The organism is Agarivorans aestuarii (assembly GCF_019670125.1).
Taxonomy (GTDB): Bacteria; Pseudomonadota; Gammaproteobacteria; order Enterobacterales; family Celerinatantimonadaceae; genus Agarivorans; species Agarivorans aestuarii.
In genome coordinates this window covers 2,229,035-2,249,558 of record NZ_AP023033.1, presented here as the reverse complement: position 1 = coordinate 2,249,558, position 20,524 = coordinate 2,229,035, and the positions used below count along the sequence as shown (strand labels likewise).

Annotated in this window: 20 protein-coding genes; 11 read left to right on the top strand and 9 right to left on the bottom strand. The window is 41.5% G+C overall.

The window, feature by feature from the left end:
• The first annotated feature begins 37 nt into the window (after nucleotides 1-37).
• From K5609_RS10475 to K5609_RS10460, 4 genes are all read left to right on the top strand, one after another.
• Nucleotides 38-259, top strand: coding sequence for a DUF2788 domain-containing protein (locus K5609_RS10475; protein WP_163135060.1), 222 nt, complete (start codon nucleotides 38-40; stop codon nucleotides 257-259).
• An 18-nt stretch (nucleotides 260-277) separates the two neighbouring features.
• Complete coding sequence (gene ybfE, locus K5609_RS10470) at nucleotides 278-565, top strand: LexA regulated protein (RefSeq protein ID WP_016403239.1); 288 nt, start codon at nucleotides 278-280, stop codon at nucleotides 563-565.
• A gap of 21 nt (nucleotides 566-586) precedes the next feature.
• Nucleotides 587-1,114, top strand: a complete 528-nt coding sequence (gene fldA / locus K5609_RS10465) for a flavodoxin FldA (RefSeq protein ID WP_221077100.1) — start codon at nucleotides 587-589, stop codon at nucleotides 1,112-1,114.
• Nucleotides 1,115-1,201: 87 nt separating this feature from the next.
• Nucleotides 1,202-1,792 (top strand): lytic transglycosylase domain-containing protein, encoded by a 591-nt coding sequence (locus K5609_RS10460; RefSeq protein WP_221077099.1) that lies wholly within the window; start codon nucleotides 1,202-1,204, stop codon nucleotides 1,790-1,792.
• A 4-nt stretch (nucleotides 1,793-1,796) separates the two neighbouring features.
• On the opposite strand, the gene K5609_RS10455 is transcribed toward K5609_RS10460, so the two are convergent.
• The gene (locus K5609_RS10455; protein WP_221077098.1) at nucleotides 1,797-2,285 is read right to left on the bottom strand and encodes a DUF4442 domain-containing protein; all 489 of its coding nucleotides are present in this window, start codon (nucleotides 2,283-2,285) and stop codon (nucleotides 1,797-1,799) included.
• Nucleotides 2,286-2,434: 149 nt separating this feature from the next.
• Between K5609_RS10455 and fur the strand changes: the two genes are divergently transcribed.
• Complete coding sequence (gene fur / locus K5609_RS10450) at nucleotides 2,435-2,866, top strand: ferric iron uptake transcriptional regulator (RefSeq protein WP_221077097.1); 432 nt, start codon at nucleotides 2,435-2,437, stop codon at nucleotides 2,864-2,866.
• 48 nt (nucleotides 2,867-2,914) lie between these two features.
• Here fur and K5609_RS10445 read toward each other — a convergent pair whose 3' ends face one another.
• On the bottom strand, nucleotides 2,915-3,529 hold the full coding sequence (locus K5609_RS10445) for a flavin prenyltransferase UbiX (protein WP_221077096.1): 615 nt from the start codon (nucleotides 3,527-3,529) through the stop codon (nucleotides 2,915-2,917).
• Between the two features lie 183 nt (nucleotides 3,530-3,712).
• Between K5609_RS10445 and K5609_RS10440 the strand changes: the two genes are divergently transcribed.
• Nucleotides 3,713-4,942: a cyclic di-GMP phosphodiesterase gene (locus tag K5609_RS10440; RefSeq protein WP_221077095.1), complete on the top strand. Its 1,230-nt coding sequence runs from the start codon at nucleotides 3,713-3,715 to the stop codon at nucleotides 4,940-4,942.
• A gap of 68 nt (nucleotides 4,943-5,010) precedes the next feature.
• On the opposite strand, the gene K5609_RS10435 is transcribed toward K5609_RS10440, so the two are convergent.
• Nucleotides 5,011-8,136 (bottom strand): efflux RND transporter permease subunit, encoded by a 3,126-nt coding sequence (locus K5609_RS10435; RefSeq protein ID WP_221077094.1) that lies wholly within the window; start codon nucleotides 8,134-8,136, stop codon nucleotides 5,011-5,013.
• Nucleotides 8,137-8,146: 10 nt separating this feature from the next.
• Nucleotides 8,147-9,310: an efflux RND transporter periplasmic adaptor subunit gene (locus K5609_RS10430; RefSeq protein WP_221077093.1), complete on the bottom strand. Its 1,164-nt coding sequence runs from the start codon at nucleotides 9,308-9,310 to the stop codon at nucleotides 8,147-8,149.
• 209 nt (nucleotides 9,311-9,519) lie between these two features.
• Here K5609_RS10430 and K5609_RS10425 point away from each other — a divergent pair, with 209 nt between their 5' ends.
• Complete coding sequence (locus K5609_RS10425) at nucleotides 9,520-10,023, top strand: DUF3087 family protein (protein ID WP_221077092.1); 504 nt, start codon at nucleotides 9,520-9,522, stop codon at nucleotides 10,021-10,023.
• A 34-nt stretch (nucleotides 10,024-10,057) separates the two neighbouring features.
• Here the strand turns inward: K5609_RS10425 and K5609_RS10420 are convergent, their stop codons facing one another.
• The gene (locus tag K5609_RS10420) at nucleotides 10,058-10,672 is read right to left on the bottom strand and encodes a single-stranded DNA-binding protein (protein ID WP_221077091.1); all 615 of its coding nucleotides are present in this window, start codon (nucleotides 10,670-10,672) and stop codon (nucleotides 10,058-10,060) included.
• Nucleotides 10,673-10,751: 79 nt separating this feature from the next.
• Between K5609_RS10420 and K5609_RS10415 the strand changes: the two genes are divergently transcribed.
• Entirely contained in the window at nucleotides 10,752-11,450 is a 699-nt protein-coding gene (locus K5609_RS10415; protein WP_221077090.1) for a pseudouridine synthase, read from the top strand.
• On the opposite strand, the gene K5609_RS10410 is transcribed toward K5609_RS10415, so the two are convergent.
• The gene (locus K5609_RS10410) at nucleotides 11,447-13,312 is read right to left on the bottom strand and encodes a sensor domain-containing diguanylate cyclase (RefSeq protein ID WP_221077089.1); all 1,866 of its coding nucleotides are present in this window, start codon (nucleotides 13,310-13,312) and stop codon (nucleotides 11,447-11,449) included. The genes K5609_RS10415 and K5609_RS10410 overlap by 4 nt on opposite strands.
• 184 nt (nucleotides 13,313-13,496) lie before the next feature.
• Here K5609_RS10410 and malZ point away from each other — a divergent pair, with 184 nt between their 5' ends.
• Nucleotides 13,497-15,332, top strand: a complete 1,836-nt coding sequence (gene malZ / locus K5609_RS10405) for a maltodextrin glucosidase (protein WP_221077088.1) — start codon at nucleotides 13,497-13,499, stop codon at nucleotides 15,330-15,332.
• A 2-nt stretch (nucleotides 15,333-15,334) separates the two neighbouring features.
• Here the strand turns inward: malZ and K5609_RS10400 are convergent, their stop codons facing one another.
• A complete protein-coding gene (locus K5609_RS10400) occupies nucleotides 15,335-16,744 on the bottom strand; it encodes a DNA recombination protein RmuC (RefSeq protein WP_221077087.1) in 1,410 nt (469 codons plus the stop codon).
• A 116-nt stretch (nucleotides 16,745-16,860) separates the two neighbouring features.
• Here K5609_RS10400 and K5609_RS10395 point away from each other — a divergent pair, with 116 nt between their 5' ends.
• Nucleotides 16,861-17,145: an HlyU family transcriptional regulator gene (locus K5609_RS10395; protein WP_016403255.1), complete on the top strand. Its 285-nt coding sequence runs from the start codon at nucleotides 16,861-16,863 to the stop codon at nucleotides 17,143-17,145.
• 12 nt (nucleotides 17,146-17,157) lie between these two features.
• Here the strand turns inward: K5609_RS10395 and K5609_RS10390 are convergent, their stop codons facing one another.
• Complete coding sequence (locus K5609_RS10390; RefSeq protein WP_221077086.1) at nucleotides 17,158-17,952, bottom strand: response regulator; 795 nt, start codon at nucleotides 17,950-17,952, stop codon at nucleotides 17,158-17,160.
• 146 nt (nucleotides 17,953-18,098) lie between these two features.
• Between K5609_RS10390 and K5609_RS10385 the strand changes: the two genes are divergently transcribed.
• Nucleotides 18,099-18,956, top strand: coding sequence for a tetratricopeptide repeat protein (locus K5609_RS10385; RefSeq protein ID WP_221077085.1), 858 nt, complete (start codon nucleotides 18,099-18,101; stop codon nucleotides 18,954-18,956).
• A gap of 72 nt (nucleotides 18,957-19,028) precedes the next feature.
• Here the strand turns inward: K5609_RS10385 and K5609_RS10380 are convergent, their stop codons facing one another.
• Complete coding sequence (locus tag K5609_RS10380; RefSeq protein ID WP_221077084.1) at nucleotides 19,029-20,399, bottom strand: glycoside-pentoside-hexuronide (GPH):cation symporter; 1,371 nt, start codon at nucleotides 20,397-20,399, stop codon at nucleotides 19,029-19,031.
• Between the last annotated feature and the right edge of the window lie 125 nt (nucleotides 20,400-20,524).

Sequence of the window (20,524 nt, the reverse complement as noted above, 5' to 3'; positions counted from 1 at the left end):
GTATAGTGCGCGTCGAATTTTTATCTGAAGGATAGTGATGTTCGCAAAGCATATAGATCTTATAGAGAGCCTAGCGCTAAATATTGGCTTCGCTGTTCTATTTTTCTTTATCGGCATGGCTATTCAAGACGTATTAAAAAAAGGCAATGTACCTCCTTTCGGCCGCGCAATTGTATGGCTAGTATTATTTTTGGGGTGTGCAGGCTTTATTGCAAAAGGGCTAATTCAGCTAACCTGGGAAGGCAGCGGCTTAGCTTAGACGGTTGTTTTATAATTAATGGCAAAACAAAATACAGATCGAACCACTATTGATCTATTCGCCAGTGAAAAAAGAGTTGGGCGACCAAGAACTAACCCTTTAGAGCGAAAAGATCAGTTAAAAACCAATAAGCGCAACCAGCTGAAACGCGATCGTGCAAATGGTCTTAAAAGAATCGAGTTGAAAGTAGAGCTGGCTCTCTTCGAACAGTTAAATCAATTGGCTACTGAGTCCGGCATAAGCCGCAGTGAGTTAATCGAAAAGATGCTAAACAAACAAGTTAGTCAATTTTCAACAAATCAATAGTTTGTATTACAGGTAACATTTATGGCGAGTGTAGGAATATTTTTTGGTAGCGACACCGGTAACACCGAAGCTGTTGCGCAAATGATTCAAAAAGAGCTAGGTAAAAAACTAGTTGAAGTAAAAGACATTGCCAAGTCTTCTAAAGAAGACATCGATGATTTTTCACTTATTCTATTAGGTATCCCAACTTGGTATTACGGTGAAGCTCAATGTGATTGGGATGACTTTTTCCCAGACCTAGAACAAATTGATTTTTCTGAGAAATTGGTAGCAATATTTGGCTGTGGTGATCAAGAAGACTACGCTGAGTACTTTTTAGACGCAATGGGCACTATCAACGACATTGTAGTAAATAAAGGCGCTACTGTTGTGGGTCATTGGCCGACCGAAGGCTACGACTTTGAAGAGTCTAAAGCACTAGCTGATGACGCTCACTTTGTAGGTTTAGGTATTGATGAAGACCGCCAACCAGAGTTAACCCAAGAACGTGTTAAAGGCTGGTGTAAACAAGTTTACGAAGAAATGTGCTTAGCTGAATTAGCCGACTAAAATAACTGGGCGAAAGCCCAGTTATTGTATCTGGCCCTCGTATAGTTGGCCAAGTTTATGCTTAACTTGGTTCAGAGGGAGAACAACTTGTTTAAATACTTATTACTAATTCTTATTGGGATATCAAGTATAGCTAGAGCCGATGTTTGGTTTTATGAAGACCAACATGGTGTCATGCACTTTGCCCAAGAAAAGAAAGGATCTAAATGGCGTTTATTAATGCGAACGCCTAAATCGCTTGATCCACCAAAAGCTAAATCTATTCCGCTACGCTCTCCTAGCGAACGCCCCTACCATCAACTCATTGTAGACAGTGCTAAACGTCATAAACTTGACCCCGCATTAGTACACGCTGTTGTGGCAACAGAGTCAAATTACAAACACAATGCGGTATCTCGTGCCGGCGCCATGGGCTTAATGCAGTTAATGCCCGCCACTGCAGAGCGTTTTTCTGTTACTGACCCTTTCATACCAGAGCAAAATATAGAAGCTGGCAGCCGCTACTTACGCTGGTTACTAGACGAGTTTGAGTCTTTGCAACTTGCGCTAGCCGCTTACAACTCAGGTGAAAACACAGTTAAGCGATATGGCTATAAAATTCCACCTTACAAAGAAACACAAAACTACGTTACTAAAGTTATAGAACGCTATAAGAAAAACTTAAGCCTCATCCAGTAACTCACTAGGCTACCTGCTTTAGTTGCGGTCGATACTGCCGCTTAAGACGGATATACAACTTGCGTTTAATTACTGCTACAACTTTACCCTTTTCATCCAATACTTCGGTAGTAACCTCAGGTTCAAACTTTTCACCGGAAGCAGCAGCAATAAGAATGGTTTCAATAAACGCTTTATCCAGTTGAAACTTAGCAAACACTTTGCCACGCCCTGGGGTCACGAATTTAATTGACGCTTCGCTATCCCATATATGATAGCGATTACCTAAAACCGCCATTAGCATTAGTGGATAAATAGGATCGGTCATCGCAAACATGGCTCCGCCAAATTGCGAACGGTTAGCATTTTTATTCCACCATCTAAATGCTAATCGAACCTGGCATAGGTGAAAATCCTTACTGAGATGGGTGATCTTAATCCCAGAACCCCAAAACGGCGGCCAAAGATTAAGGACAGATTTCGCGACGGCTGCTTTTTTTAGTAAAATATCCATAAGCTCAACTGGTCAGACTTGTTAAGAATAGGTTAATAAATATTTAACTGTGCTACAAGTTTTCTTATCAAGCTTTCTGTTTGTCATCTAAATCCGTATACTACTGCCCAGTTATGGAATGAATAACAGCAAGGGAAAAAATTTCACCTATGTCTGATAATAATCTAGCTCTAAAAAAAGCGGGCCTTAAAGTGACCTTGCCAAGAATGAAAATTCTAGAGCTGCTGCAAACGCCTACTAACCAGCACATTAGTGCTGAAGACTTATACAAGCTCTTAATAGATCAAGGCGAAGAGATTGGTTTAGCAACCGTTTACCGAGTACTTAATCAGTTTGATGATGCTGGCATAGTTACTCGTCATCACTTTGAAGGCGGAAAATCGGTATTTGAACTAAATAGCCAACATCACCATGACCACCTAGTGTGTTTAGACTGCGGCAAAGTGATTGAATTTAATGACGATATGATTGAGCAAAGACAAAAAGATATCGCCGTAGAAAACAATATCAAACTGACTAACCATAGCTTGTACTTGTACGGCAACTGCACCAAAGCAGACTGCGAAAGCCGCGAAGACTAGTTTCTATAAATACAGGTGATCTAATCACCTGTATTTGCTTTCCCTTAGTTACTTTCCTGAGTATCCCCAACGCGCTACTAAGTCATTATCAATACCTATATGATCAAGAATCCGTGCGGTGACATGTTCAACTAAATCTTGAATAGTCTCTGGCTTATGATAAAAACCAGGGTTAGCTGGCATTATATCTACACCTAATTTAGCCAACTTGAGCATGTTTTCTAAATGGATCGCCGAGAAAGGCATTTCTCTAGGCACCATTATCAAGTTACCTTTCTCTTTAATTACAACATCGGCTGCTCTTTCAATAAGGTTATCTGAAAGCCCCATAGCAATAGAAGCTAATGTGCCCATACTGCATGGACAAACCACCATCGTTTTAGGGGCTGCAGAGCCGGATGCTACAGGAGAAAACCAATCGTTTTTACCTGGCACAACAATTTGTCCTGGCTTAGCATTAAACCTCTCTTGCAGGAAAACCTGGGCCTTTTCTGGGTTACTAGGCCATTGTTCTTCTACTTCTGTAGCTAACACTACTTTTGCGGCACTAGATACCAGTAAATGTACAGTAAACTCATTTCTAATCAGCTGTTCTAATAGACACAGGGCGTATGGTGCTCCAGAGGCGCCAGTAATAGCTAAAGTAATATCTTTATTTTTCATAGTTTTATTGGCATATCGCCCATTATTACCAGTAACAAATTGATTAAATGGCCTTAACCAATACTCATAAAGCACGATTGTAGCGACAATAAGTGTGCTTAGCGACTTGTTATGAACAATCAAGCATTTATAAATTTGTGACTATTAACTACAATTACTCAAAGGATTAATTAATCTAGGCCTATGTCTAAAACGGAAATACCTACACAGTCCTTGCAAGTAGGACACTACATCAGCCTTCCCTTGGGTTGGACTGCGCACCCTTTCATGCGCAACAACTTCCTCATAAAAAACAATGAGCAACTCACTGTAGTAAAGTCACTGGGTTTAGAGTTAATAGAAGTCGTTCCCAGTAAGTCCAAAGTCTCTACGCCCGAGCTCAGCCAAGATGATGGCACTGAGGAGAAACAATCTGAGGTTGCTGAAATTGATCCAGACCAAGCATGGCTAGATGAGCTTCGAAATGGACAAAAACGAGCAAACAAAGCCTATTTACAAAATGCTGAGAATTTCCGTTTAGCCTTAACCAAATTTACCAGTAAGCCCGAAGAAGCTTATTACAGCATATTTGAGCAAGTGAATATCACCTTACAATTAATGTTTAAGTCCTCTTCGGCTCATAGCGTTTATGTAAGTTTGGAACCGAGTAGTGATGAAGATATTTTCTTTCATAGCGTTAACGTAGCAGTGCTCTCTATTTTAGTTGCAAAAAACCTCGGTTTTACTGAGAAGGAAAGCCAGCATTTATGCATTGCGGCGATGATTCACGATATTGGCGAGTTAAAGGTTCCTCAGCAAATACGCAGAAAACCAACAGAATGGAGCCAGGCTGAGCAAAACTTTTATCAGACTCACCCTAAATTTGGCGCTGAACTTATAAAAAAGGCAGGCTCTTTTCCTGAAGAAGTATTGCCCATAGTGGTCAACCATCATGAACGTCTTGACGGTTCTGGCTACCCTCAAGGCTTAAAAGCCAAAGATCTGAACAAGGCTACACAATTGTTGGCGATTGTAGATGCCTTTGAACATTTGTGTTCTCCGCTGCCTAACCAAAAGCGAATGACACCTCAAGAAGCCTTCGCTTCTCTTTATAAAAGCGCCGGTACCAAATTTAACAAGCTCTACTTAGAACAATTGATGAACACCCTTGGTATATACCCGCCAGGTTCTATAGTTAGCTTATCCAACAATGGCTTTGCGATGGTGATGTCTAGTAACCCTAAGGAAAAACTAAAACCTAGAGTGCTGCTACTAGAAAAAGGTAAAAACTTCACAAACGCCAACCTACTAGACCTAAATAAAGAAGACTTAAAAATCAACAAAACGGTTAAGTGGGAAGATGTACCAGCCGCCTTGGTGAAGAACTTTGACCCTAAATTGCGTTGTTGCTACTTTTTCGACCCAGAACAATAAGCTAAATTAAATTAACAGACATAAAAAAGCCCGATAAATCGGGCTATTTCGTTTCACTAGGCTAATTGTTACTTGTCTTCAGCATCCTTAATACCTTTAACCTTCTCACGTAAGCCTTGAAGCATCACGTAGAAAACAGGCACTAAACAGGTACCAACAATAGTTGCGGCTATCATTCCACCCATTACTGCGTAACCTAAAGAAATACGACTAGCAGCACCAGCACCAGTAGCAATGACTAAAGGTATAACACCTAGGATAAACGAGAACGCGGTCATCAATACCGCTCGGAAGCGCAAGCGAGCAGCTTTAACAGCAGCATCGCGAATACTCATTCCTCCTTCTCGCAACTGCTTAGCAAATTCCACGATAAGAATAGCGTTCTTACAGGCCAAGCCAATTAACAATACCAAACCAATTTGGGTATACAAGTTTACGTCAGAACCCATAATCCAAATGTATACAAACGCACCTAAGATGGCGATAGGAACGGCCAACATTACTGAAATTGGAACAGTCCAGCTTTCATACTGAGCAACCAAGAACAAATAGGTGAAAATTAAAGCCAAACTAAAAATAAATGGCGCTAAGTTACCCGCTTTCAGTTCTTGGTATGTCTGACCCGACCACTCATAGGTATAGCCTGCAGGGAATGTGGTTTCAGCAATCCGCTTAACCGCATCAATGGCTTGACCAGAGCTAAACCCAGGTGCAGGGAAAGCGTTCATCTTAACTGCGCCATACAAGTTGAACTGGTTGATGTACTCTGGACCTAGCTTTGGCTCTACTTGAACTAAAGTATTGAGAGGAACCATTTCATCAAATTTATTTCGAATATAGAATCGAGCAATATCTTGCTCTGAATTACGAAACTCAGTTTCAGCTTGCATGTTTACCCGGAAAACTTTACCAAAGCGGTTAAAGTCATTCACATACATTGAGCCTAACATAGTCTGTAAGGTCATAAAGATGCTACTTAATTGTACACCTTGAACCTTAGCTTTCTGGCGGTCAACATCTACAAACAGTTGCGGTACATCAGCACGATAAGTACTAAACGCAGCAGCTAACTCTGGTGCACTACCGGCTTCCACTGCAGTCGCACGCATCACACTGGCAAGGTTAGCTGGTGTTCGCCCTAGGGTGTCTTGAATAAAGAATTCAACACCTGCTACTGTACCTACACCAGGAAGAGCCGGTAGCGAGAAACCAACAGCTTGAGCCTCGTTATAACTAGCTAACACCCCGTTAGCTCGCTGAACGATATTAGATTCAACTAGAGCTGGGTCTTTACGTTCATCCCAATGTGAGAGGATCACCACCATCAAGCCGGCATTCGAAGATACAGCTCCTGAGATAATGGAATAACCGCTAGCTGAAATAACATTTGTTACTCCTTCAAGCTCATTTAACTCTTCAACCATTCTAGATACGACTTCTTTAGTGCGGTTGATGGAGGCGCCATTTGGCAATTGCACATCGATAAAGAATGCTTTTTTATCTTCTGTTGGTACAAATCCAGACGGCAAAGAAGTAGCTAAGTATCCGGTAGCGCCGATCAGCAGCACGTAAACAATGCCTACGATAGACAGTTTTCTAACCATTCCGGTAACAAAACCAGTGTACTTACCGGTTACTTTATCAAAGTGTTTATTGAAAAAGGCATGAAATCCTTTTTCATGAACTTTGGGTGTCTTCAATAGAGATGCACACAAAGCTGGACTTAGTGTTAGTGCATTGATTGAAGAAATAAGTACCGATATACAAATGGTAATAGAGAACTGAGCATACATTTGACCTGTAATACCTGGCATTACTGCCGTAGGCGCAAATACAGCTAATAGCACCAAGGTGGTGGCAACAACTGGACCAGTAACCTCTTGCATCGACTTGGTGGTAGCGTCAACAGCATTCAAACCTTCGTCTTGCATTAAACGTGTGGTGTTTTCTACTACAACAATGGCGTCATCTACCACAATACCAATCGCTAAAATCAAAGCGAACAGTGATACCGTGTTAATGCTCATACCTGTAGCGAGCAAGAACGCAAAGGTTCCTACAAGGGATACCGGAATAGCAATAGCAGGAATCAAAGTTTGCCTCACATCTTGCAAGAAGATATAAACAACAAAGATTACCAGCGCGATAGCGATAAGCAGTGTTTCAAGCATTTCGTCAATCGAAGTTTCTACGAACTGGGTAGTGTCGTACAACACTTTGTAGTCCATATCTTCCGGGAATTGCTCCTCTAAGCGAGATAGCTCTTCACGTACACCTTTAGCAACTTCTAAGGCGTTTGCACCACTAGCTTGGTAGATAAATAACAACGCAGAAGCTTTATTATCTAACATCGCCTCTGCGTCATAACTAGCTGCACCAAGCTCTACTCTGGAAATGTCTTTCAGGTATACCGCACTGCCATCAGGGTTTGAACGAATAATAATCTCTTCAAACTCTTCAGGGTGGCTTAAACGACCTTTAGTAGACAGGGTATATTGGAACTGCTGATCGCGCGGCACAGGAGCGGCACCAATTCGTCCTGCAGCAACTTGAATATTCTGCTCTTGAATAGATGCAATCGCATCATCAACGGTTACACCTAAACTGGCCATGCGGTCTGGGTTTAGCCAAATACGCATTGAGTAGTCCATGCCACCAATAATGCTTACTTTAGATACTCCGTTAACCCTAGCCAGGTTATCTTTAATATTGATTCCCATGTAGTTGTTTAGGAACAAGTTATCTAAAGACTCATTAGGCGAAACAAGGTTAAGCATCATTAAAATACTTGGGTCTTGTTTCTCTACTTTTACACCATTTCGCTGAACTTCAGAAGGAAGCCTAGGCATCGCTTGTTGAACGCGGTTTTGTACGTTCACCTGCGCCATATTAACGTCGCTACCTACTTCAAAAGTGACATTGAGGCTATAACTACCATCATTGGCGCCCTTTGATTCCATGTAGATCATGTTTTCGACGCCGTTAACTTCGGCTTCGATAACTTTAGCTACGGTATCGGCAACAACCTCAGCGCTTGCGCCTGGATAACTTGTGGTAACCGACACCATAGGTGGCGAGATGTTTGGAAATTCCGCAACCGGCAATACCGGTATCGACAAAAAGCCTGCCAAAGTTAAAACAATTGAAATAACAAAGGCGAACTTGGGTCGATGAATAAAAAACTTACTAATCATCACCGACTCCTTAAGATTGGCTATCAGAGAATGGTTGAACGGTATCCATTTCGTGATCTACTTCAGCGCCAACACGGGCTTTTTGTAAACCTTCGGTGATAACCAAATCGCCTTTTTCTAAACCTTTTTCTACTTCCCAGTCGATACCATAACGCTGACCAAGTTCAACATTTCTACGACCCACCATGTTTTTTTTATCAACAGTAAGTACGTAGCGGCCTTGTTGGTCTTCTTGAACAGCACGTTGAGGAATTAGCATTACTTCTTGAACTTCCGGCGATTCAATAATGACGGTCACATATAAGCCGGGGACAATGATATGTTCTTCGTTTGGAAACTCTGCACGAATAGCAAGAGTACCTGTTGTTGCATCAACTCGGTTATCAACAAAATCCATTTTGCCAATTTCTTCAAACATGGTGCCATCAGGGAACTTAATTTTAACCGGGAAATCACTAAGCTTAAATGGAGTGGTAACAGACTTATGCGCACGTTGTGCTTCAATAAGTACTTTTTCCGGAAGCTGGAAGTTAACCCACACCGGCTCCATTTGAACAAGATCGGCTAGTTCGGTTTGGTCTGGCGAAATTAAATCACCAGTAAATACCGATGCTCGGCTAATGCGGCCAGTAAATGGCGCGTAGATCTTAGTGTAACCAAGCTCAAGTTTTGCGTTATCTAGCTCGGCATTAGCGCTTTGTAAAGAGGCCGCAGTTTGCAGTTTACGAGACAATAAGTTGTCATAATCAGACTGACTGATGAAGTTGTCCTTAATAAGGCCTTCACCACGCTTGAAGTTCAAAACAGCGGTATCGTAAGCAGCTTTGGCTTGAGCAACTAAGGCTTTAGACGCTTTAACTGCTGCATCGTACTGAGCCGGGTCAATTTCAAACAGCAAAGCGCCCTTTTCAACAATGCTACCTTCTTCAAAGTTGGTTTTTAACAAGTTGCCACGTACTTTAGACTTAATTTTTATGTCTTGAGTCGCTTCTGTTCTGCCAACAAAATCGTTACTTGGCGTTACTTCTTTCATTGCAACTTCAAGTACTTTTACATTTGCTTTAACAACCGGCGGAGGTGGTGGTGCAGTGTCACACGCACTTAATAATGAAAGTGAGGCAAGTGTTAAGCCCAAAGATTTTGCCACACGAGCTACAACGGGTGTGCGGTTCATAAACATTCCTTGTATATTTTTGTGTACCGAGTAATCCATAACTAATCATAGCCCTAAAGTGGGAGCATGAGAACTAAAGCTGTGACTTTTAACCAACATTTTTCTAAATATTAAACAACAGCTTACTTTATGCTCTGCCTAGCTTTCTATTTCCCGAAAAAGCCTAATTTTGATACCATCTAAACCAAAATAAACTCTTTGGCTTAAACATGCAGTTTCAAAAAATTGACAAAACCGTTTATCAACAACGTTCTCGCTATACCTATATCGGTATTTCTGGTTTGTTGATTTTGTTCACCCTGTTTTGGTCGAGCCTATTTATCACGCTGTTTTCAAAGGGTTCCGATAATTTCTATCTCAACCTATTGGGCGTGGTAGCAGCAGTTGTTAGCATTGTCCCTGTGGTATTAACGCTGAAAGACAGAGAATGGTTTTATGAGGTCATGTATGTTTGGCGCTTAAAACAAGAACTCAACAAAATTAATCGCAAAATGTCATCTTTAGTCAAAGCCATGAATAAAGGAGATGGAACGGCTTTTGAGATCGTTAAGTTTTCGTATTTAGGTAGTCGTCAAATTTGGGAGTTAGACGACAATACTCTTATGCTCAACGAGTTAACTACTTCAGAGAACAAACTAGAGCAGCAAGCTGAGCAGTTTAACCTAAGCATCGATGCCAATAACTACTCCACCAGCGCGTTAAAAAAATATTGAGCCCATTCTAAGCAAGCAATTTTAAAGCTTTAAATTAGGCTTTTAAATGAAGACATGTATGCCCGTCTACCAAGATCGGTGAGATTACTTTGTCTTCTGCAAAAGCATTTTTGAGCGAACCCTCAAGTACTAACTTATCACCTACTTCTGCCTGTTTATCAATTAGTTCTGCGGGATAAGCCCACAGATTGCAATTAACTACATGTTGTTGATCAGATTGATCAGTAGAAACTTGCAACTTTAAATAGCTTTGATTGTTTATACTCTTTCGCAAAGATGACTTTTCGACAATTTCACCAACCAAAGTAACTTTATTCCAATAGAGTTGAGAAGGTGCGCCAACGAAGCTCACTTGTTCAACCTCAATGGCACTAGAGATAGCACCTTTGCTGTCTTTTTGGTTTTTTAGGTGGCCACTGATCACCACTCCATCGCCCGCTTTTGCATACTGTTTAATTCTTTCCGCCTGCTCTCCTCGAGCATTAAGCTGAAATACTTCTACTTGCTCCTTTCCACTTCCTTTAGGCTTTCGCTTGAACAACACTTCAAACTGGGTAATGGCAGTGCCATCACTAAAGTAGCGTAGGGTAATGCCCTTAGACACAATGTTACCTAGAATCTCTACCGATGAGCGACAGATTACTTGCAAAAACTTTTCTCCACTTAAAGCCTTTAACGGCATTGTTTAGTAAACTTGTGCTACAGCAAAGTAGCAACAGAACTCCATTATGAAATACCCTTGCCGATTAGACAAATTCCTATCTAAAGCTGGGCACATATCACGAAGCGATGCTAAAAAGTATATCAAAAACAAACGTGTGACTGTGAATAGTCAAATTCAAACAAATGCACAATTTGCTATTGGTGAAAGTGACAACGTTGGTTTAGATAGCAAAGAATTGAAGCTAATCGAACATCAGTATTTCATGTTAAATAAACCAATAGGCTATTTAAGCACTGAAGCTGAAGCTAACCACCCCAGCGCCATGTCCTTAATAGACTCACCACTTAAAATACATGCTGCCGGACGCTTGGATGTAGACACATCAGGTTTATTGCTTTTGACCAGTGATGGCCAATGGTCACATAAAGTCACAAGCCCCAATAGCAAAAAGTTTAAGGATTACAGAGTTAGCCTTGCTGATGCGGTTAGCGACAATGACCTTCAGCTACTAGAAAAAAGCCTTTTGTTGCGAGGTGAAGATAAACCTACTCTCCCCGCCGTAACTAAACGTATCAATGAAAAGCAGTTCATTCTGAGTATTAGTGAAGGGCGTTACCATCAGGTTAAGCGAATGTGCGCGGCGATAGGCAATAAAGTTATCGCCTTACACCGGGAGAAAATTGGTGACGTAATGCTAGATAATGAATTACAAGCTGGTGAGTATCGAGAGCTAACAGAAACAGAAATAGCGAGCTTCAACTAATCAGTTTCCATCATAGATGCATACTCAACTACCTGATTTCGCCCGTTATTTTTAGCCGTGTACAGAGCCTTATCTGCTTGCTTGTATAGTTTAGCAAAGCTACTGTCTTTTTCGCTTTGAGTAATACCAAAACTACAAGTAAAGCTAGGAACAGCTTTATCTTGCTCGAAGGCAAGACGCAGTCGTTCAGCTAAATTTATTGCCTGTGTAAGGTCGGTTTCGGGCAGTAACATAATAAACTCTTCTCCACCCCAACGGGCGAGTAAGTCAGTTTCTCGTTTTAACTTAGTAATCGTTTCTACTAAACGAATCAAACACAAATCACCAGTATCGTGGCCATATTGATCATTGAGCTGTTTAAAGTGGTCCACATCAATCATCAATATTGAAAAACGACAACCATTGCGATCGCTACGGCTCTGCTCCAAGAATACACTGTCTTCAAAATGACGACGATTTGCTGCACCGGTTAAAGGATCAGTATTGGCCAGCTGCATAAGCTTGTCTTCAAGCGTTTTCTGAGCGCTAATATCAATACTAGAGCAAACAAAGTTATGTAGTTTACCTTGCCAATAAACAGCGGTTACTGTCATTTGCTGAATAGTATTGTGGCCATTGTTACCGAGTATAGAAACCTCTCCCAACCAACTGCCTTTTTCAGCAGCAATTTTAAGTACTTCATCAAATCCAGGGTCAGATTGACCAAAATCCGTAAGCTTAGTGCCAATCATTTGTTCCGCATCTACACCCACTTTTTTTGCTAAGTATTGATTCACCTGCATTACCTTCCCCGTAGGGTTAATAATAACTTGTGAAAACTCTCCTTCAAAAGCAGCTTCTCGCAGCGCGTTTAGTTCTTCAACCACCGCTTTTTCACGGCGAATCATCTCAGTTAAGTAAGCGGCAAAGAAGCATCCAACAATTGATACCAGGTAGACAATTGCGATGAATATTAACCAGTGTCGGCTGTCTGTGGCTAAGTCTTTATAAGAGATATACAAGAAGGCAGTGTTAGGGTTCGAATCTTCGTATTCATCAAGTACTGAGGTAAACATTAAGCCGCTGCCTACATCATAGGGCGAAGCAGCATCTCGATAAGGCTTGTCATCGAAATAATCACTAAGTGACGAGTAATCTAGTTTACCAACCAAGTTTAACAACTTCTTGGAGGTATCTTGGCTAAAGTCACCTTCAATGACGATATCGTCGCTAGTTACAATAACTGCGCGCTCGACTAACATCGGGCGACCAACGAAGTGTACAGTTTGATTAATCGCCTGCTGATCGTACTCATTAACCATCCAACCCACCAGTTTTGACCACTTATCAAATACCGGTATATACAAAACATAGTACGTTTGTTGGTTAGACTTATCGTAAATAACCTTGGTGGATATCACACCCTCATCTCTCCATGAGAGTCCTTTAAAATAGTTTTTAATGATTGGGTTAATACCAGAGCTCCACTCCAAAGTGTGGCCTTCTTTGCTTTGGTTTAGAGCAAGGTCTACGCGCCCATCACGGTGAACGTAGTAAAAGTTACCCTCTAAATTCACATCGCGAGCAATTCGCTGCCACTCGGTAGCGAGCGTGACCAGTGTTAACTCAGATTCATCATTAACGTAGTTAAGTAGGCCTAGCGTTCGGGTTAACAGTGACAGTCGTTGAGACAACAGGCTTATTAAGTGTTTGTTAGCTGTCTTAAAACCACCAAAAGACAATTCAACTTCTTCAACTATTTGATGCTTTATGGTTTGGTAGCGATGAGAAAGCACCGCAGCGAACAATAAGGTGACCAACAGCGCCCAAAAGCCTGCCTTTTTTTGCCAAGAAATGTTGTTTTTAAGAAAACGTGAATTCAATTGCGCACTTTAAAATCTATTTAGATACAAACTATTATTAAACAACTGAAGCGTTTTTGCTCTTTAAAACTGGAGATAAAGTTAAAAAAGCAAAGGCTAAATCAAATAATGTGAAATTCAATATTCATACTTGAATGCTTGCCCTGCTGCTAGGATACTTAGCAAAAAACAAAAAGGTAAATACATGACTGATTTTCGCTTTCATCCACAAAGTCAGGTTATACAGCAGCAAGACAGCTATTTAATTACTCTCTACACCGCCATTAATCACAACTACCACAAAGTGTTTGTGCGAGTAGAACCAGACCACGAAGAATGGTTAATGGAAATGACTAAGCCGAGCATTGAAGGTAATTGGCTTAAGTGGCAGATCAACATTCCTGTTAGCCCGCACTCTTCGCTAACACTTTATTGCTTTAAGTTTTTAAGCAAAGACAACCAATGCTATTTACATGCAGCAGGTGAATCCTCTCGTCTACCACAAAAACATTTTCACTTTAGAATTAACAGCCAAGCTAAGCCACCAGAGTGGGCGAAGCAGCAAGTTTTTTATCAGATATTCCCGGAACGCTTTGCTAATGGCAACCCAAGTTTGACGCCAAACAAAGACAATTATAGTTACCAAGAAGATGGTAGAAAAGTTGTTCAAAAACAATGGGGAGAGCCGGTCGCTAAATCTCATTCTGGTACCGGCGCTACAGAGTTTTATGGCGGCGATTTAATTGGTATTGAACAGAAGCTAGATTACCTGCAAGAGCTGGGAATAACAGCTCTCTACCTTAATCCCATTTTTTGTTCTCCAAGTAACCATAAGTACGACTGTACCAATTACTTTAAGGTTGAACCCCACTTTGGTGGAGACAAGGCTTTAATAAGCCTATCAGAAAATATGAAAGGCCGTGGTATGAAGCTAATGCTAGATGCGGTAGTTAACCATACGTCTAATCAACATCACTGGATGGATTACTATCAGCAGCATCAAGGCGGCGCCTACCATAACCAAGATTCACTGTTTAAAGATTGGTATCACTTTGATGAAAGCGGCAACTATTGGTCATGGAAAGGCGTTGAAACCTTACCCAAGTTAAACTTTGCCAATGTAGAGGTACAACAAGCTATCTATGAAGGCGAGCAATCAGTACTAAAACACTGGTTAAAGCCGCCCTTCTCTATCGACGCTTGGCGCTTCGATGTCATTCACATGCTTGGTGAACATAATAGCGCACAAAACAATGCCCATTATGTGGCTAAGTTTAGAGAGTCTATCAAGCAAACAAACAGCGAAGCCTACATGATAGGAGAACACTTTGCAGAGGCAACACAGTGGCTGCAAGGTGACCAGGAAGACGCAGCCATGAACTACTACGGTTTTAACCAACCCATAGTTGCATTCTTGGCGGGTGTTGATGTTCCGCGCTACGTACCTCTTAAACTTAACGCAGCTGATTTAGCCACCTGGCTGGCCGAAGCGCGCGGTTCTATCCCCTTCGCCAATCAGTTAGCGCAATACAACCTTTTAGATAGCCATGACACGCCGCGTTTTTCTCACTTAGTGAACGAAAGTGAAGAACTTGCAAAAATTGCAGCTACCATGCTGCTCACATATATCGGTGTACCGTCAATCTACTACGGTGATGAAGTAGGCTTAACTGGCGCTAATGATCCAGACTGTCGCCGTTGCTTCCCTTGGGATGAGAAGCAATGGAAACAAGCTTTGCTCAAGCATTACCAGCAACTAATTTCGCTGCGCAAACAGCGTAGTGAGTTACAGCAAGGTGACCTTATAAGCCTGCTTGAGAATGACGACGTATGGGTGTTTATGCGTTGGCTTCCAGAGCAACATAGTATTGTGGTGATTAACCGAGGAGAGTCTCAAGAGCTAGACTTAAACCTAGCCCACCTACAAGACAAGGTTCCTTACAAAGTATTTGATAGCAGCGAAGAGTTGGTTGCTGATTCAGATGGAAAATTGGCACTATCACTAGCTGCTCAATCTTCCATGGTAATAATTAGCCAATAGGCTTATTCCTCATACTGGCTATCTGTCAGTAATTTCGCATCTAAAGACTTGCTAGCGTTTACCTGCAAGTCTTTTAGTTGCTGGGCTTGCCTTACCAAGTTTCCTTTACCAGTGCTGAGTTTATTCATGGCATTCTGATAGCTATCGTTTGAACGTTGCAGTTGTTGACCATGACTTTTTAAATCTTCCGTGAACGCAACAAACTTATCGAATAACTTGCCTGCCCGTTGTGCGATCACTTGGGCATTTTGTTGTTGGTGCTCAGTTTTCCATAAGTTCTGAATTGTTCTAAGCGCCACCATCAAACTACTTGGGCTCACCAGTAATATATTGGACTCTAGCGCAAAGTTAATTAGCGAAGGATCTTGCTCTAAAGCGCTAAGGTAAGCGCCTTCAATTGGGATGAATAGCAATACATAATCTAAGGATGGTAGTTGATACAAGGTATGGTAATCCTTTTTGGATAAACCAATAATTTGCTGGCGTAAGCTTTTAGCATGCTCTTTTAACGCAGCTTGCTGAGCTTCACTATCTTCGCTGTTGTAATAACGCTCATAAGCAACAAGGTTTACTTTTGAGTCAACAATAACTGACTTATTGTCCGGCAGTTTCACTACAACATCGGGTTTAATGGTTTGACCATGTTGGTTAACCCCTACTACCTGAGTTTGATACTCGTGCCCTGCTCTAAGACCTGAAGATTGCAAAATTTGCTCTAATATCAGCTCTCCCCAGTCACCTTGTTGTTTATTATCGCCTTTTAACGCTTTAGTTAAGCGCACTGCATCTTCACTAATCTGCTGATTAAGCGATTGCAAAGTAACAATTTGGTCTTTTAAAGAATGGCGCTGCTTGGCTTCGTTTTCGTAGCTTTGTTGAACCTGCTGCTTAAAACCATCCAGTTGCTGCTTTAAAGGCTGTAGTACCGACTCAATACTCTGTTTACTTTGTTGTTGTAGTTCTAGGCCTTTCTCTGAAAATATTCGATTAGCTAACAGCTCAAACTGGTTGTTGACTCGCTCTTCGCTTTTTTCTAAATAGCTGATTCGTTCTTGTAGCGCAATGTCTTTTTGTTGCAGTAAAGCACAGCGTTGCTGTTCTCGTTGTAACAATTGCTGGCAGCTATCTAAGTCTTGTTTAAGCTCTCGCAGGTGCTGCAGTTCGGTATGCAACTCGGCTAGTGAGATGTCTTTGTCGTGGCCTTGCTGCTGTAATTGTTGATTAGCTTGGTTTTGCTCTAGTAATTCAGTTTCTAGCTGTTGTTTTAACAGCGTAAACTCATCGCTCTTTTTGGAAAAAGCTCTACCTTTTATGCTATTTACTAACAGGCTTACAATTAGCAAAAAAAGTAAGGAAAAAGTAATAGCGGCACTCATTTGGTTAAATTGAGAAAAAATAGTCTCTAAGTTCACAGTAAATCCATTGCGATTATGTTGAATTGCTCGTTATCATGCATCATACAGTATGCAGCTCGCCAATCTTAAAGCTGTAGTACATGTTTTAGCTTAAATTTAGGAAAATCATTAAGATGAGTATCTTTTCAGCTTTAAAGAAAATGTTCCAAGCTGCGCCAGTTACCCCCAAAAGCTATCCAGCGGAAGTTTACAATGAGTTCACCATTGCCCCTCAGCCACAATCTGCAAATGGGCAATACCGTGTGGCGGCTCAAATCAGTAAAACTGTAAATGGTGAATTGAAAGAGCACATGTTTATCCGCTCTGATACATGCGCTAGCTCTGACGACGCCGCCGAACTAGCCATGCACAAATGTAAAACGTTTATTGATCAAATGGGTGATCAAATTTTCGATTAAGCAACAGCGGTGCTAATCAAACAGCCGGGTTAGCACCTGTTTAACCGCGTCTATATCAAACGGCTTGTCGACTAAAGCTGATACGCCGCTTTGCCTTACACCATCAAGCTTGGCGCAATTATTTTCAGACGTCACCATTAGAGCTGGGATCTCACAAAAGGTTGGATGTTGGCGCAACGCTTCAATTAATGCCGCCCCATCCATTATCGGCATGTTGTAATCGGTAATCACCAAATCTACTTGGTTGTTTACCATCAACGATAAAGCTTCCTGACCATTTTCTGCCAAAATCAGTTTAGTTAACCCTATGTTTTCTAATACTTTTGAAATATGACGGCGAGCCGTTTGGCTGTCATCTACAACCAGTACCGTTTTATCAGAAAAATCTAAGTTATCGATAACTTCACTATCTGGCTCTATATAACTAATGGTTGCTTGCAGCGCAGACAATAAGTGTGTGAATTCGAAAGGCTTAGGCAAAATAGCAATAACACCCGCTTGCTTAATAGCGTCTAAGGTGTGGTGACAGGCTTCACTAGAAATCAGCATAAAGGCCACATCACGGCTTAAATCATTAGCTCGTAACTGTTGCACTAAATCGGTAGCAGTACCGTCGCTGAAATACATAGAGCTAACCACCAAATCTGGTGCAGTTTTAATTGCGAGGTCCAGGGCCAGTTGACAGTTCTCTGCCATTAAAAAATTATCAATACCCGCTTCATGCAATCGCGTACGAATGATGTTGCGTTGCATATTTGAAGGTTCTACTAATAAGATCGTAAGATCAGCTAACGACAGTGTATCCATAACATCCTGTTTCACTAACAATAGGAATGTCCATAGTACCGCTTTAAGCTATCCATTTTTATCGCTAATTTGCTAATCTAGCATTCTTACTTGAAAAACATGCTTTTAGTCACCAAATTAAGGCTAAACAACCAACGGAAAACGCTATGCAGCCCACAACGTCTGTTATCGATATTAGTTTTGAGAACGCCCAACAAGTGTTAATTGAAGGTTCAATGAACCTGCCAGTAGTGGTGCATTTTTGGTCGCCTTCTAGCCCTCAGTGCGAGCCACTGTTTTCTTTACTACAACAAATCCATCAACAAACTGGCGGAAGCTTTACTTTAGCTCGGGTTAATATGGATGAGTTAGCGCCGCTTGCTCAGCAACTTGGTGTTGCTCAAGCCCCAGCTGTAGTAATCCTAAAAGAAGGTCGCCCAGTTGATGGTTTTGCCGACATTCCTTCTCCGGAGCAAGTTACAGAAACCATTGTTCGTCATTTACCTGCACCTGAGGAGCAACTGTTAGCAAAAGCTAAAGAGCTACTAGCAGAAGACCAATCGGTAGAAGCATTAAACGTGATACGTGAAGCTCATAATCTAGCCCCTCAACGTAACGACATTATCTTGGTATTGATTAGAGCCTTGCTTAATAACCAAATCGCAGACGAGGCCGAAACACTGTTAAACGGCTTACCACTTGAGGACCAACAAGCCGATTTTCATGAGTTAAAAAGCCAGCTGGAACTTCTAAAAGCAGCAGCCGAAAGCCCTGAGATTAAAGCACTTGAAAGCAAACTGAACACAGCTGAAGATAGCGCTGAGCTGCGCTTAAGCTTAGCTATTCAGTATTCTCAAGCAGGTCGTAATCAAGAAGCTCTTGAACTGCTGCTAGCGATACTTCAAAAAGACTTAGAGTGCCTAGACGGCCAGATTAAAAAGAACTTCTTAGACATGTTAGCCACACTAAATGGCGACCCTTTATCATCTCAGTACCGCAGAAAGTACTTCAGCCTTTTGTACTAGCAGTAAAGCTAAAGCCTAATACAAAAAAGCCAACATCGATGATGTCGGCTTTTTTATTAAATGCTATTTGGCTTACACTGCATCGGCAGCTAACTTGTTAGCTTGCTCTGGACTTTGTTGTTTTGCCAGCTCTAAAGTATTCGCATCTAAGCGATAGAAATGCATTACAAATACCAAAGAGAAGAAGAACACACCTGGGATAAAGGTGTACAATAGGTTAATCCACGTAGTTGCCTGGGTTGATTGGAGTTCTGCACCACCAACATAACCTGCACCAGCTAAAATCCACCCCACCATGGCGCCACCAATCGCGATGCCAGCTTTAATTGCAAACAAGTTGGTAGAAAACACCATGCCACTTAACGAACGACCGCTGCGTGATTGTTCATAATCAACCACGTCGCTCATCATGCTCCATAACAAAGGCGTAGTGCTCATTTGCACAACGCTTAGCACTATCATTACAACAAACACTAAAATCACATTGCTAGGATCAATAAAAAACATTGCAGCTGAGAGTATTCCAGAAATGCCAATCAGCACTTTATAGGTTTTAATCTTGTCAAAACGGCCAAGAACTGGCGAAGACGCCATTGCACCAACAATATTAGCCAGCATTCCTGCCACCATCATCATAGTGGCTAGATCGGCGCGCCCCATCACTGTGTTTACGTAATACATGGTCGAAGCTGCTTTTAAAACAACACCAGTGAGCAAAACAATATTTAGGATAAACAATACCCGCCACTGGGTGTTTTTCCACAGTAACTTCACATCACTAAAGGTAGAACCTTTTTTGCTTGGGCTCAGCTCAGCAGTATGGTGCTCTTTGGTATTTGCGAAACAATAAAAGAACAACAACATTGCGCCAATACCCATCACAACCATCGCACCAAGATAACCTTTTTGTTCATCACCTTGTCCGATGTATTGAACCAAAGGAAGAGCTACCAGAGCTACCACTAAACCGCCTGCGGTGCTTAAAGCAAAACGATAAGATTGCAAGGACACACGTTGTTTAGGATCATTGGTCATGGCATTTGCCATCGCACAATAAGGTACGTTTATGGCGGTATACATTAGTGTTAGCAGAATGTATGAAGCATAAGCATAAATTACCTTGCCAGTAGAACCTAAATCGGGAGTATAGAATGTCACCATACAGGCGATACCAAACGGAATGGCCATCCATAAAATATAAGGTCTAAATTGACCATGCTTAGTCCGTGTTCTGTCTACTAACGAGCCCATTATTGGGTCGGTTATCGCATCGATAAAACGAACTAACAAAAACATGGTACCCATGTGTACCGGGGATAGGCCATATACGTCGGTGTAATAGTAAGCTAAGAACAGCATCACCGTTTGCCAAACAAAATTACATCCCATGTCGCCCAAACCGTAGGCTACTTTTTCCTTAACCGTTAGGTTAATTGTGCTCATTTGATCTCCGAAATCATCTTATATTTTTCGGAAACAATTTTGGTTCAACAAGTTTACCCAGGCTATTATTTTATAGTTAACCTTATTTACGATATCCATCATATGCGACATAGCTCATAAGCAAC